The organism is Kitasatospora sp. NPDC051164, assembly GCF_044455625.1.
Lineage (GTDB): Bacteria > Actinomycetota > Actinomycetes > Streptomycetales > Streptomycetaceae > Kitasatospora.
In genome coordinates this window covers 75463-88232 of sequence record NZ_JBITFB010000001.1, presented here as the reverse complement: position 1 = coordinate 88232, position 12770 = coordinate 75463, and the positions used below count along the sequence as shown (strand labels likewise).

Here is a 12770-nt window from a genome sequence, read left to right as displayed (position 1 = left end):
GGGCCGGTGGAGGACGGCAGGAGTTCCTGGCTCCCGCGGCCGACCGGTTTTCCGGTGAACCGCGGTCACAGTGGCGGGACCGCACCGGGCTTGCACCGGTTTCCTCCCCTGCGCCGTCGCTGGCGTGCGGACGGTCCGCCAGGACCGTCCGCCCAGCATCGTACGGGGTGCGGCTGAGCTGGGGGAGAGTGAGCTTTCGGTCGCGCACTCCGGGCCGACCGGCGCATGGGCTCGCACCGCCCGGCGGACGGGCCGACGCCGCCCGGGACGCCCGCCCGGCGCATGGGCTCGCACCGCCCGGGACGCCCGCCGGGCGCACGCGTCGGGTGCGCCGGAGTGTGATGCAGCGGACGGAGGCAACCGATCGGATCATCTGTATGCTCGCCGCCATGCCACCGACACCCGACGCCACCGCGCCGGGCGCCGCCGTGCCCGACCGGGAGGTGCCCGACCGGGGGCGCGCGGACGCCTGCCCCGGGGCGCTGCGTCTGCACCCGGCCGACGACGGCGCCCTGGCCCGGATCCGCCTGCCCGGCGGCCTGCTGACGGTCCGTCAGGCGCTCGCGCTGGCCGAGGCCGCCGAGGCCCTGGGCGACGGGGAGTTGGAGACCACCTCGCGCGGCAACGTCCAACTGCGCGGGCTGGCTTCGCAGTGCGCGGCGGACCTCGCCGAACGGCTGCGCGCCGTCGGCCTGCTGCCCTCGGACACCCACGAACGGGTCCGCAACATCGTCGCCTCGCCGCTGGCCGGGCTGGACGCCACCGGTTCCGCACTTTCCGCACCTTCCGCACCTTCTGCCGATGTAGCCGATGTCGCCGATGTCCAGGCCTGGGTGCGGGAACTGGACGCGCGGCTGTGCGCGAGCGACTGGGCGGCCGGGCTCTCCGGCAAGTTCCTGTTCGCGCTGGACGACGGGCGGGGCGACGTCGCCGCGCTCGACGCCGATGTGACATTGATCGCAGGCTCGCGGGCCGCCGCTTCGGAGCGGCCCACCGTGCTGCGCCTCGGGCGGTCGAGCCACGGGCACCCGGTCCGGGCGGGACAGGAGGTGACGGCCGTCCTGGACGCGGCCCGCTCCTTCCTGGACGCGCTGCGGACGAGCGGACGCCAGGCCTGGCACCTGCGCGAGGTGCCCGACCTGCTGCCGGCCGGCTCGGTGCCGCTGCCCGCCTTCGCCGGTACGGCGCCCGCCGTCGGCGCGCACCCCGGCGGGCTCTCGGTGGGCCTGCGCTTCGGCCGTGCGAGCGCCGCGCAGTGGCGGGCGCTGGCCGCGGCTGCCTCGGCTTCGGCGGACGCGTCGGCTTCGGTGTCCGCGTGGTCCGGTGGGTTGCGGCTGACGCCCTGGCGTGGCGTGGTCCTGCCCGGCGCGCCCGCCGACCTGCTGCCCGCGCTCGCCGAGGCCGGGTTCCGTACCGAGCCGGGCTCGCCCTGGGAGCGGGCCACCGCCTGCACCGGGCTGCCGGGGTGCGCCAAGTCGCTCGCCGACGTCCGCTCGGACGCGGCCCGGGCGCTGGACGCCGGCCCCTGGCCCGCGGGCGGCGGCGGGGGGTCCGGCGCGCTGCCCGTGCACTGGTCGGGCTGTGAACGGCGCTGCGGCCACCCGGCCGGGCGGTGGGTGGACGTGCTCGCCACCGGGCACGGCTACCGGGTGACGGTGAACGGACCGGCGGTCGGCCCCACGGTCGGTGACGTGGCGAACGCCGTGACGAATAGCGTGACGAATGCCGTGACGAACGACCTGACGAACGACGTGTCGAACGAGGAGATGGCCGAGGCGGTCGCCGAGGCCAGGAGGACCACGAAGTGATCGAGTACGAGAAGGACGGCGCGTCCATCTACCGCCAGTCCTTTGCCACCATCCGCGCGGAGGCCGATCTGGCCGCCCTCCCGGCGGACGTCTCCCAGGTCGCGGTGCGGATGATCCACGCCTGCGGGATGGTCGACCTGGTCGAGGACCTGGTGTACTCGCCCGGCGTGGTCGCCTCCGCGCGCGCCGCGCTACACGCCGGTGCGCCGATCCTCTGCGACGTCAACATGGTCGCGAGCGGGGTGACCCGCAAGCGGCTGCCCGCCGACAACGAGGTGATCTGCACTCTCACCGACCCGTCGGTGCCCGAACTCGCCCGGAAGATGGGCAACACCCGCAGCGCCGCGGCCATGGAGCTGTGGCTGCCCCGGCTGGAGGGCGCTGTGGTCGCCGTCGGCAACGCGCCGACCTCGCTGTTCCGGCTGCTGGAGATGATCGAGGCGGGCGCGCCGCGCCCGGCCGCGGTGATCGGCGTCCCGGTCGGCTTCATCGGCGCCGCCGAGTCCAAGCAGGCCCTGGCAGAGCACCCGTCCGGCCTGGAGCACCTGGTGGTGCGCGGCCGGCGCGGCGGCAGCGCGATCGCGGCCGGTGCCATCAACGCGATTGCGAGCGAAGAAGAGTGACGGATCATCAGAAGGCCACGGCCGGACGGCTGTACGGCGTCGGACTCGGCCCGGGCGACCCGTCGCTGGTGACCGTCCGCGCCGCCGAACTCATCGGCAAGGCCGACGTGGTGGCGTACCACAGCGCCCGGCACGGCCGGTCCATCGCACGCTCGATCGCCGAACGCTACCTGACGGGTGGTCAGATCGAGGAGAAGCTGGTCTACCCGCTCACCGTCGAGACCACCGACCACCCCGGCGGCTACCGGGGCGCGCTGGACGACTTCTACGAGGAGGCCGCCGCCCGGCTGGCCGCCCACCTGGACGCCGGGCGCGACGTCGTCGTCCTCGCCGAGGGCGACCCGCTCTTCTACGGCTCGTACCAGCACATGCACAAGCGCCTCGCGTACCGCTACCCGACCGAGGTCGTGCCCGGCGTGACCTCGGTCAGCGCGGCGGCGGCCCGGCTCGGACAGCCGCTGACCGAAGCCGACGAGACGCTCACCGTCATCCCCGGCACGCTGCCCGAGGAGGAATTGACGGCGCGGATCGCGTCGGCCGACTCCGCCGTGATCATGAAGCTGGGGCGCACCTTCCCGACCGTCCGCCGGGCCCTGGAACGGGCCGGGAGGCTGGCGGACGCCCAGTACGTCGAGCGGGCCTTCATGGCGGGGGAGCGCATCGCGCCGCTCGCGGAGATCGACGGCGAGACGGTGCCGTACTTCTCGGTCGCGGTGCTGCCGAGCAAGGTCGCGCCGCTGGAGCCCGAGGTCCGGCTGTCGGACGGCGTGGGCAGCGTGACCGTCGTCGGCACCGGGCCGGCCGGACCGCTCTGGCTCACCCCCGAGGCGCGCGGCGCGCTGGCCGAGGCCACCGACCTGGTCGGCTACACCACCTACCTGGCCCGGGTGCCGGAGCGCCCCGGGCAGCGGCGGCACGGCTCGGACAACAAGGTGGAGTCGGAGCGTGCCGAGTACGCCCTGGACCTCGCCCGGCGCGGGCACCGGGTCGCGGTGGTCTCCTCGGGCGATCCGGGCGTGTTCGCGATGGCCACCGCCGTGCTGGAGGTCGCCTGCGAGGAGGACTACCGGGACGTCCCGGTGCGGATCCTGCCGGGGATGACCGCCGCCCACGCGGCCGCCTCCCGGGCCGGTGCCCCGCTCGGGCACGACTACGCGGTGGTGTCGCTCTCGGACCGGCTCAAGCCCTGGGACGTGGTGGCCAAGCGGCTGCGCGCCGCCGCCGAGGCGGACCTGGTGCTCGCGCTGTACAACCCGGGCTCGCAGTCCCGCACCACCCAGGTCGGCCTCGCCCGTGACCTGCTGCTGGAGTACCGGGCGCCGGAGACCCCGGTGGTCATGGCGCGCGACGTCGGCGGGCCGACCGAGCGGGTGCGGATCGTCCGGCTCGGCGAGCTGGATCCGGCGCTGGTCGACATGCGGACGATCCTGCTGATCGGCTCCTCGCAGACCCAGGCGGTCGAGCGGGGCGGCGGCGTGGAGGTCGTCTGGACGCCCCGGCGATACCCGGAGGGGTGACGGCGGACGAATGACAGAGGACAGCTGACAGATTTCATCATCTGTCAGCTGTCCTCTGTTTGCTGTTACCTGTCAGCCGTCAGCCGTTGCCCGCCAGCCGTTGTCTGCCGGCCGTCAGCGGGTCGGCTTGGCTATCAGCAGCTCCGTGTTGTGGTCCTCGCCCGCGCCCAGCAGCGCCGTCGGCCGCCCGTTCGGGTCGTTGTAGGACAGCTCGCGGTAGAGCGCCGCGAGGTTGGCGTCCGAGGTGCCGCCGAAGTCCGTCGTGTACGGCGCGGAGGACTCGATCAGCGTGGTGAACAGCGAGAGCGTGCCGTCCCCGTTGTCCACGACCTCGATGATCCGGCCGTGCTGCGGGTAGTCGATGTGCGAGGCGGTGTTGATCTCCCAGAACGCCCGCTCCGGCACCGCGTGGCCGTGCGGCGTGATCTTGTTCATGTGGGTGTGCCCGTTCACCCACGCGACGACGTTCGGGTAGCGCTGCAGCAGCGTCACCAGCTCGTTGCCGTCGTGCCGCCGCTCGAAGATGTTGCGCGGGTCCGGCAGCAGGTTGCCCATCGAGGTGCTGGTGTGGTGGCTGAAGAGCATGATCACGTCGTCCGTGCTGCCGCCCGTCACCCGGCGCCCGTCGGCGTCGTACCAGTGCCCGCTGTGCGCCTGCAGCTGCTGCTCCAGCCAGCGCAGTTGCGCGGTGCCCAGCGAACCGTCGGCGAACCCGGCCTGGTTGGTGGTGTCCAGGCTGATGCCGACCACCTTCTCCGAGATGCGGAAGGTGTAGTAGAGCTTGCCGCTGCTCACCATGTCCGAGGTGAAGCCGTGCCCGAACGGGCCCGCGCCGGTGACCGCCGGGTTCAGGTGGGCCTTGGCGAACTCCTTGAGGGTGAACGGCTTGCGGCGCTCGTCCGGGGTGATCCGGCGCACCGCCTCGCCGTCGGCGATCAGCTTGGCGAGCAGCAGCACGGCGCCCGCCGGGTCGCGGCGCAGCGAGTCCGTCAGCTGGGCGGCCGTCGCGTCGTCGCAGCCCTCCAGCTTGTACTGGCCGGTGTAGAGGTCGTTGAGCAGCCCGAGGTCCGGCAGCGTGCCCTCGATGCTGTCGTCGTGGTTGCCGACCGTCGTGTACCAGGGCGTGCGCAGGCCGGGCGCGTCGAAGGGGCGGCCGGCGGCGGAGAGGAAGCCGGGCACCAGCGGGAAGCCCTTGGCCTTGTAGCCGTCGCTGTAGGCGAGTTCGGGGTTCCAGTACGCCGCGTTGCCGGAGTTCTGGACGCCCTCGTAGCGGTTCGGGTCACCGGTGTTCTGGGCCAGTCGGCCACCGCCCATGACCTTGAGGTACCAGTCGAGTTCGGCGAGCTCGTGGTTGTCGGTGTTGTCACCGGTGGCCATCACCATGCTGAACGGCATGCCGGTGTAGGGGCCGGTGGCGAGCGAGTTGACCCGCTCGACGAGCGCCGAGACGCCGCGGGCGTTCAGGGCCTCCTGCGGCCGGTAGGCGCTGCCGTTGTACCGGGCCAGGTACTCGAAGCGCACCGGGGACTCGGTGTCCACCAGGTGCAGGTCGCTGAACTGGACGAAGCTGGCCAGCCCGGTGCGGCGGTCGTCCCGTCCGGTGCCCGCCGCCGCCAGGTCGCCGCGGACCACCAGCGGCCAGCCCGGCCCGGCCGTCAGCCGCTTGTAGCCGCCGGTGCCGACCGGCGTGGCCACCTGCTCCAGCGTGGTCCCGGTGACCTTGACCGCCCGCGCGGCCGTGGTCGCCAGCGCCTGGTCGCGCGTCGCGGCGGAGGCGAACTGTGCGCCGCCCAGCGACAAGGCGGACCACGCGGCGGCCACCGACGTACCCGTGAGGAACGTACGCCGACTCATCCCTGCCACAAAAAACCCCCACATACTGATGGCCCGGCCGGGCGGACTGCCCGATCACCGGACCCACGTGTCATGACCCCGCTTCTGGCGGACCGCCAGATTACTCACTGGTAGGCCCAGGGAGCGAGACCCGTGCGGAGAACACTTCGGGAACGCGGGACAACGGCTCCCGCGCAGCTCGCACACCGGCTTTCCCGGCGCCCCCGCCCCGGGGTGCCACGGGCCACCCCGGTCGGGCCCCGCCCGGGCGAATGGGGGAAAATCGGCGGCGGCGGCCGGACCGGCCGCCCGGGAAGCAGGACGGACGGCGCGGGCGCCGTCGGAAGCGAGGCGCAGGTGGCCGCAGCGGGAGCCGAAGGCGCAGCCCAGGCGGAAGCCGGGGCGGGAGGCCGGGCAGGTCAGCTGAAGAGCAGCGGCCTGCGGCACGGCTGGACGACGGGCGCCTGCGCCACCGCCGCCACCAAGGCCGCGTACACCGCGCTGCTCACCGGCGAGTTCCCCGACCCCGTGGTCATCACCCTGCCCAAGGGCCAGCGGCCCGCCTTCGCCCTCGCCGCCGAGGAACTGGACGGGGGGCCGACCGCCGAGGAGCTCGCCGCGGGTGGGAGTGCCATGGCCGGAGTGGTCAAGGACGCCGGCGACGACCCCGACGTCACCCACGGTGCACTGATCCGTTCGACCGTACGGGCCGGCCGGCCCGGTGCAGGGGTGGTGTTCCGGGCCGGCCCGGGGGTGGGGACGGTCACCAAGGCCGGCCTGCCGCTGCCCGTCGGCGAGCCGGCGATCAACCCGGTGCCCCGACAGATGATCCGGGACGCCGTCGCCGAGGTGGCCGCCGAGCACGGCGGCAGTGGGGACGTGGTGGTCGAGATCTCCGTCGACCACGGCGAGGAGATCGCCCGCTCGACCTGGAACCCGCGGCTCGGCATCCTCGGCGGCCTGTCGATCCTCGGGACCACCGGGATCGTCGTCCCCTACTCCTGCTCGGCCTGGATCGACTCCATCCGCCGCGGCGTGGACGTGGCCCGGGCGGCGGGGCGCACGCACGTGGCCGGCTGCACCGGGTCGACCTCGGAGAAGGTCGCGGTCGCGGTGCACGGGCTGCCCGAGGACGCGCTGCTGGACATGGGCGACTTCGCCGGCGCCGTGCTCAAGTACCTCAAGCGCCACCCGGTGCCCCGGCTGACCATCGCGGGCGGCTTCGCCAAGCTGTCCAAGCTCGCGGCCGGCCACCTCGACCTGCACTCTGCGCGCTCCCAGGTGGACAAGGGGTACCTGGCCGAACTGGCCCGGCGGGGTGGGGCGGATGAGGCGCTGGCGGAGGCGGTGGCGGCGGCCAACACGGGTCTGGAGGCGGTGCAGCTGTGCCGCGCGGCCGGGGTTCCGCTCGGGGACCTGGTCGCCGAGGCGGCCCGGGCGACGGCGCTCGCCGTTCTGCGGGGCTCGCCGGTCGCGGTGGACGTCATCTGCATCGACCGCGCGGGCACCGTCGTCGGCCGGGCGGAGCCACTGGGGCCGTGATGCCGCCGGGTCGTCATGCCGCGGGCCGTGATGCCGCCGGGCCCGTGAGATTGTCACGACTGTCACGGGAGCGTGACGACACCACGTGGTGATGTGAAGATCTGACGGCCATACAGGGAGGGAAACGGACAAAAGGAGCGCCGCACCGTCCATCGGTTCCATCGTCATCTCAGCCATGAGATATGGTCTGGCGAGTGACAGGCGACTATCTCACCCGAATCGGCACCCTCATCCGTACCGCGCGCCAGCACCGCGGCTGGTCCCAGGCGCAGCTCGGAGAGGCACTCGGTACCAGCCAGAGCGCGGTCAACCGCATCGAACAGGGCAAGCAGAACGTCAGCCTTGAGATGATCGCCCGCATCGGCGAAGCCCTCGACAGCGAGATCGTCTCCCTCGGCTACTCCGGCCCGATGCACCTGCGGGTCGCCGGGGGCACCCGCCTCTCCGGCGCCATCGACGTCCGCAGCAGCAAGAACGCCTGCGTCGCGATCCTCTGCGCCTCGCTGCTGACCACCGGCCGCACCACGATCCGCAGCGTCGCCCGGATCGAAGAGGTCTACCGCATCCTCGAGGTGCTCACCAGCATCGGCGTCAAGAGCCGCTGGATCAACGACGGCCGCGACCTCGAACTCACCCCGCCCGCCGAGCTGGACCTCGCCGCGATGGACGTCGAGGCCGCCCGCCGCACCCGCAGCGTGCTGATGTTCCTCGGCCCGCTGATGCACCGCGCCCAGCACTTCGCCATCCCGTACGCGGGCGGCTGCGACCTCGGCACCCGCACCGTCCAGCCGCACCTGACCGCGCTGCGCCGCTTCGGGCTGGAGGTCGCCACCACCGGCGGCGCCTACCACGCCTCGGTCGAGCCGGGCGCCCCGCTGGACCGCCCGATCGTCCTGACCGAGCGCGGGGACACCGTCACCGAGAACGCCCTGCTCGCCGCCGCGCGGCACGACGGCGTGAGCGTCATCCGCAACGCCTCGCCCAACTACATGGTCCAGGACCTTTGCTTCTTCCTCGAGAAGCTGGGCGTCAGGATCGAGGGCATCGGTACCACCACCCTCACCGTGCACGGCGTCCCGCAGATCACCTGCGACGTCGACTACACCCCGGCCGAGGACCCGGTGGAGGCGATGAGCCTGCTCGCCGCCGCCGTCGTCACCTCCTCCGAGCTGACGATCCGCCGGGTGCCGATCGAGTTCCTGGAGATCGAGCTCGCCGTGCTCGAGGGCATGGGCCTCGACTACGACCGCACCCCGGAGTACCGGGCCCACAACGGCCACACCCGCCTGGTCGACCTCACGGTGCGCCCCTCCAAGCTGACCGCCCCGATCGACACCATTCACCCGATGCCGTTCCCCGGCATCAACATCGACAACGTGCCGTTCTTCGCCGCCATCGCCGCGGCCGCCCACGGCACCACGATGATCCACGACTGGGTCTACGACAACCGCGCGATCTACCTCACCGAGCTGACCCGCCTCGGCGCGGACGTCAAGCTCCTGGACCCGCACCGCGTGCTGGTCCAGGGCCCCACCCGCTGGCGCGCCGCCGAGATGATGTGCCCCCCGGCGCTGCGCCCCGCCGTCGTCATCCTCCTCGCGATGCTCGCCGCCCAGGGCACCTCGGTCCTGCGCAACGTCTACGTCATCAACCGCGGTTACGAGGACCTCGCCGAGCGCCTCAACTCGATCGGCGCCCAGATCGAGACCTTCCGCGACATCTGAGATATCCGAGGTATCTGATAGCTCGTCATTCTGGCGGCAGGCCTCACCCGTTGAGTCCGGTCAGCAGGATGGCCACGTCCAACCCGGTGTTCAGGTACTCCACGAACACCGGGTTGTTCAGCGCCCAGGGCGACCGCCGTTCCCGAACCAGCCGGATCGCGTTCCTTGCGGCGGGTCCGCATCCCTGCTCCCTCTGGCGCCGCCAGGCTCCGGTGCCAGCCGCCGGTGCTACTCGCGGGTGCTACTCGCCGGTGGTGCCGTCGAGGTGTTCGCGGAGTAGGTCGGCGTGGCCGTTGTGGCGGGCGTACTCCTCGATCATGTGGGTGAGGATCCAGCGCAGCGAGAAGACTTCCTCGCCGTGGCGGCCCAGGACGTCCAACGACTCCGCGGCGGCGACGAGTTCCCGGGCGTGGTCGCACTCGCGGCGCCAGATCGCGAAGGCCTCGTCCGGGTCGGCGGTTTCGGTGTCGAACTCGGCGAACGTGCCGTCAGGGTTCTTCCAGAAACCGGGCCTGGCTTCGTCGTTGAAGACGTTGCGGAACCAGCTGCGCTCCACCTCGGCGAGGTGCCGGACCAGGCCGAGCAGCGAGAGCCCGGAGGGTTCCAGCACCCGGGCACGGAGCTGCTCGGTCGTCAGGCCCACGCACTTCATCGCGAGGGTGTCGCGCTGGTAGTCCAGGAAGCCTGTCAGGGTGGTGCGTTCGTCGGAGGTACGCGGGGTCGGGGTGCGCTGGTCGTCGCTCATCAGGCCATCCTGCCGGGGCGGTCGGCGGGACCGCCCGGCAATTTCACGGACCGGACTCAGCCCGGCGGCTCCAGGCCCAGCTGTTCCAGCCGGCGCACCGCGCCCTCGAGGTCCGGCACGACCGGCACGCCGTCCGGCACCGGCGGACGCTCCACGATGATGACGGGCAGGCGCAGTTCGCGGGCGGCGGTCAGCTTGGGGGCGGTCGCGGCGCCGCCGCTGTCCTTGGTGACCAGGACGTCGATGCGGTGCTCGCGCAGTAGCGCCCGTTCGCCGTCGAGCGTGAACGGGCCGCGGTCCAGCAGGACTTCGAAGGACGGCGGCAGCGGTGGCTCGGGCGGGTCGACCGAGCGGGCGAGGAAGTGGACCCCGTCGAGGTGGGCGAAGGCGGCGAGGCCCTGGCGTCCGGTGGTGAGGAAGACCCGCTCCCCGTGCCGCGGCAGCAGTTCGGCCGCCGCGTCGAGCGAGGGGACGGGGAGCCAGCGGTCCCCGTCGACGGGAGTGAAGCCGGGGCGGCGCAGCACCAGCAGCGGCACGCCGGTGGCGGCGGCCGCGAGGGCCGCGTTCCGCGAGATGCCGACGGCGAACGGGTGGGTGGCGTCGACGACGGCATCCACCCGCTCCGCGCGCAGCCAGGCGGCCAGGCCGTCCGGGCCGCCGAAGCCGCCGATCCGCACCTCCCCGGCGGGCAGCCGGGGCTGGGCGACCCGGCCGGCCAGCGAGCTGGTGACCCGCAGGGACGGGCGGCCGTCGAGGGCGGCGGCCAGCGTCCGCCCCTCCGTCGTCCCGCCGAGGATGAGCAGGTGGCGCATCAGGACCCGCAGGGCTCGTGCGGGCGTTCGCGGTCCGCCGAGTAGAGGTGGCTGTCGCGGAAGTGCTCGGCGGCCAGCGTCCGGCCGACGAGGATGACGGCGGTGCGGACCACGCCCGCCGCCTTGACCTGCTCGGCGATGTCGCCGACGGTGCCGCGCAGCACCAGCTCGTCCGGACGGCTGGCCATCGCGACGACGGCGGCCGGGCAGTCGGCGCCGTAGTGGGGGAGCAGCTGCTCGACCACGTCGTCCACGTATCCGGCGGCCAGGTGCAGCACCAGCAGGGCGCCGCTGCGGCCGAGGGTGGCGAGGTCCTCACCCTCGGGCATCGGGGTGGCGCGCTTGGCGATCCGGGTGAGGATGACGGTCTGGCCGACGGTCGGCACGGTCAACTCCCGCTTCAGCGCGGCCGCGGCGGCGGCGAACGCGGGCACGCCGGGGACCACCTCGTACGGGATGCCCACCGCGTCCAGGCGGCGCATCTGCTCGGCGACGGCGGAGAAGACGGACGGGTCACCGGAGTGCAGCCGGGCCACGTCCTTGCCCTCGCGGTGGGCGCGGGACATCTCGTCGATGATCAGGTCCAGCGTCATGTGGGCGGTGTCGATGAGCCGGGCGCCGGGCGGGCACTCGTCCAGCAGCTCGCGCGGCACCAGGCTGCCGGCGAACAGGCAGACCTCGGTGCGGGCCAGGATGCGCTGGCCGCGCAGGGTGATCAGGTCGGCGGCACCCGGGCCGGCTCCGATGAAGTAGACGGTCACGAGGCGTCCTCCTGGGGGGTGTCGGTCTTGACGGCGGACCACTGGGTGACCGGCATGGCCTGGCGCCACCCGGTGAAGCCGCCCACCGGGACGGCGTGGGCGACGGCCAGCTTGACGAGTTCGCCGCCGTGGCGTCGGTACCACTCGGTGAGCAGCGCCTCGGACTCCAGGGTCACGGTGTTGGCGACCAGCCGGCCGCCCGGGCGCAGTGCGGCCCAGCAACTGTCCAGCAGGCCGGGCACGGTGAGGCCGCCGCCGATGAACACGGCGTCGGGCGTGGGGAGTCCGGTGAGCGCGGCGGGGGCGGGGCCGGTCACCACGCGCAGCCGGGGCACGCCCAGCGCGGCGGCGTTGCGGGCGATCCGCTCGGCGCGCACCGGGTCCCGCTCGACGCTGACGGCCCGGCAGTCGCGGTGGGCGCGCAGCCACTCGACGGCGATCGAGCCCGAGCCGCCGCCGACGTCCCAGAGCAGCTCGCCGGGGGAGGGGGCGAGCGTGGCGAGGGTCGCGGCGCGGACGTGGCGCTTGGTGAGCTGGCCGTCGCTCTCGTACGCGGCGTCGGGCAGCCCGGGGACGAGGGAGCTGCGGGGGCCGTCGCCGAGTTCGACGGCGATCAGGTTCAGCGGGTCGCCGGGCGGGTGCGGCCAGCCGTCGGCGGGGCCGTCGAGCTGCCGCTCGCGCGCGTGGCCGAGCTTCTCGAGGACACGAAGCCGGGCGGTGCCGTAGCCGCGCTCGGTGAGCAGCGCGGCGACGGCGGCCGGGGTCGCGGCGTCGGCGCTGAGCACCAGCAGGCGGCGGCCGGGGTGAAGGGCGAGCGCGAGGGTGTCCAGTGGGCGGCCGACCAGGCTGACCACCTCGGTCGCCTCCAGCGGCCAGCCGAGCCGGGCGCAGGCGTAGGAGACGGCGGAGGGGTGCGGCAGGACGCGCAGCCGCTCGACGCCGACGGTCTCGGCGAGGGTGCGGCCGATGCCGAAGAACATGGGGTCGCCGCTGGCCAGGACGGCGACGCGGCGGTCGGCGTGGGCGGCGAGCAGGCCGGGGACGGCCGGGCGCAACGGGGACGGCCAGGGGACGCGCTCGGCGGTGACCTCGTCGTCGGGGAGCAGGTCCAGCTGGCGGGGGCCGCCGACGACCACCTCGGCGTCCCGCAGGGCGGCCCGGGAGGTGGCGGCGAGGCCGGGCCAGCCGTCGGCCCCGATCCCGACGACGGTGATCGGGGGTGGCAGCTCGGGCACCGGTGGCTCCTCGTCCGTTCGATCCTGGGGATCCAGCGATCATGCTGGCCGGGGCAGCCTACCTGGCGGTATCCGGGAGGTCCGGGCCGGATCTCACGGGTGACAGATGACAGTGGACAGATGACAGATTTCAAACTCTGTCCGCTGAACTCTGTCCGCTGTCAGCTATT

At 73.4% G+C, this 12770-nt stretch carries 10 protein-coding genes and 1 riboswitch; of the genes, 5 read left to right on the top strand and 5 right to left on the bottom strand.

Features of this window, described 5'->3' with window-relative positions:
• Positions 1-20 precede the first annotated feature (20 nt).
• A riboswitch (cobalamin riboswitch) is annotated at positions 21-106 on the bottom strand.
• 283 nt (positions 107-389) lie between these two features.
• The 3 genes from ACIBEC_RS00395 to ACIBEC_RS00385 are packed head-to-tail and all read left to right on the top strand — an operon-like array spanning position 390 to position 3948.
• Positions 390-1808, top strand: a complete 1419-nt coding sequence (locus ACIBEC_RS00395; RefSeq protein ID WP_360489827.1) for a hypothetical protein — start codon at positions 390-392, stop codon at positions 1806-1808.
• Complete coding sequence (locus tag ACIBEC_RS00390; RefSeq protein ID WP_360489825.1) at positions 1805-2431, top strand: precorrin-8X methylmutase; 627 nt, start codon at positions 1805-1807, stop codon at positions 2429-2431. The genes ACIBEC_RS00395 and ACIBEC_RS00390 overlap by 4 nt, the downstream gene beginning before the upstream one ends.
• Positions 2428-3948 carry a precorrin-2 C(20)-methyltransferase gene (locus ACIBEC_RS00385; protein WP_360489823.1) on the top strand — a complete coding sequence of 507 codons (1521 nt, stop codon included), beginning with the start codon at positions 2428-2430 and terminating at the stop codon, positions 3946-3948. Before ACIBEC_RS00390 ends, ACIBEC_RS00385 begins: the two co-directional genes overlap by 4 nt.
• Positions 3949-4062: 114 nt before the next feature.
• Here ACIBEC_RS00385 and ACIBEC_RS00380 read toward each other — a convergent pair whose 3' ends face one another.
• The gene (locus ACIBEC_RS00380; RefSeq protein WP_360489821.1) at positions 4063-5802 is read right to left on the bottom strand and encodes a TIGR03767 family metallophosphoesterase; all 1740 of its coding nucleotides are present in this window, start codon (positions 5800-5802) and stop codon (positions 4063-4065) included.
• Between the two features lie 336 nt (positions 5803-6138).
• Here ACIBEC_RS00380 and ACIBEC_RS00375 point away from each other — a divergent pair, with 336 nt between their 5' ends.
• The gene (locus tag ACIBEC_RS00375) at positions 6139-7323 is read left to right on the top strand and encodes a cobalt-precorrin-5B (C(1))-methyltransferase (protein ID WP_360489819.1); all 1185 of its coding nucleotides are present in this window, start codon (positions 6139-6141) and stop codon (positions 7321-7323) included.
• Between the two features lie 194 nt (positions 7324-7517).
• On the top strand, positions 7518-9047 hold the full coding sequence (locus ACIBEC_RS00370) for a UDP-N-acetylglucosamine 1-carboxyvinyltransferase (RefSeq protein ID WP_360489817.1): 1530 nt from the start codon (positions 7518-7520) through the stop codon (positions 9045-9047).
• Positions 9048-9288: 241 nt separating this feature from the next.
• Here ACIBEC_RS00370 and ACIBEC_RS00365 read toward each other — a convergent pair whose 3' ends face one another.
• From ACIBEC_RS00365 to cbiE, 4 genes are read right to left on the bottom strand one after another with little or no spacing between them, the layout of a single operon-like run.
• Positions 9289-9792, bottom strand: coding sequence for a DinB family protein (locus tag ACIBEC_RS00365; RefSeq protein ID WP_360489815.1), 504 nt, complete (start codon positions 9790-9792; stop codon positions 9289-9291).
• A 56-nt stretch (positions 9793-9848) separates the two neighbouring features.
• Positions 9849-10604: a cobalt-precorrin-6A reductase gene (locus tag ACIBEC_RS00360; RefSeq protein WP_360489813.1), complete on the bottom strand. Its 756-nt coding sequence runs from the start codon at positions 10602-10604 to the stop codon at positions 9849-9851.
• Positions 10604-11365 carry a precorrin-4 C(11)-methyltransferase gene (cobM, locus tag ACIBEC_RS00355; protein WP_360489811.1) on the bottom strand — a complete coding sequence of 254 codons (762 nt, stop codon included), beginning with the start codon at positions 11363-11365 and terminating at the stop codon, positions 10604-10606. Before cobM ends, ACIBEC_RS00360 begins: the two co-directional genes overlap by 1 nt.
• A complete protein-coding gene (gene cbiE, locus ACIBEC_RS00350) occupies positions 11362-12600 on the bottom strand; it encodes a precorrin-6y C5,15-methyltransferase (decarboxylating) subunit CbiE (protein ID WP_360489809.1) in 1239 nt (412 codons plus the stop codon). The genes cobM and cbiE overlap by 4 nt, the downstream gene beginning before the upstream one ends.
• Between the last annotated feature and the right edge of the window lie 170 nt (positions 12601-12770).

Excerpts from the sequence above, each read along its gene's own strand:
- ACIBEC_RS00395 (WP_360489827.1), top strand. The coding sequence starts at position 390 with ATGCCACCGACACCCGACGCCACCGCGCCGGGCGCCGCCGTGCCCGAC.
- ACIBEC_RS00380 (WP_360489821.1), bottom strand. The coding sequence starts at position 5,802 with ATGAGTCGGCGTACGTTCCTCACGGGTACGTCGGTGGCCGCCGCGTGG.
- ACIBEC_RS00360 (WP_360489813.1), bottom strand. The coding sequence starts at position 10,604 with ATGCGCCACCTGCTCATCCTCGGCGGGACGACGGAGGGGCGGACGCTG.
- ACIBEC_RS00365 (WP_360489815.1), bottom strand. The coding sequence starts at position 9,792 with ATGAGCGACGACCAGCGCACCCCGACCCCGCGTACCTCCGACGAACGC.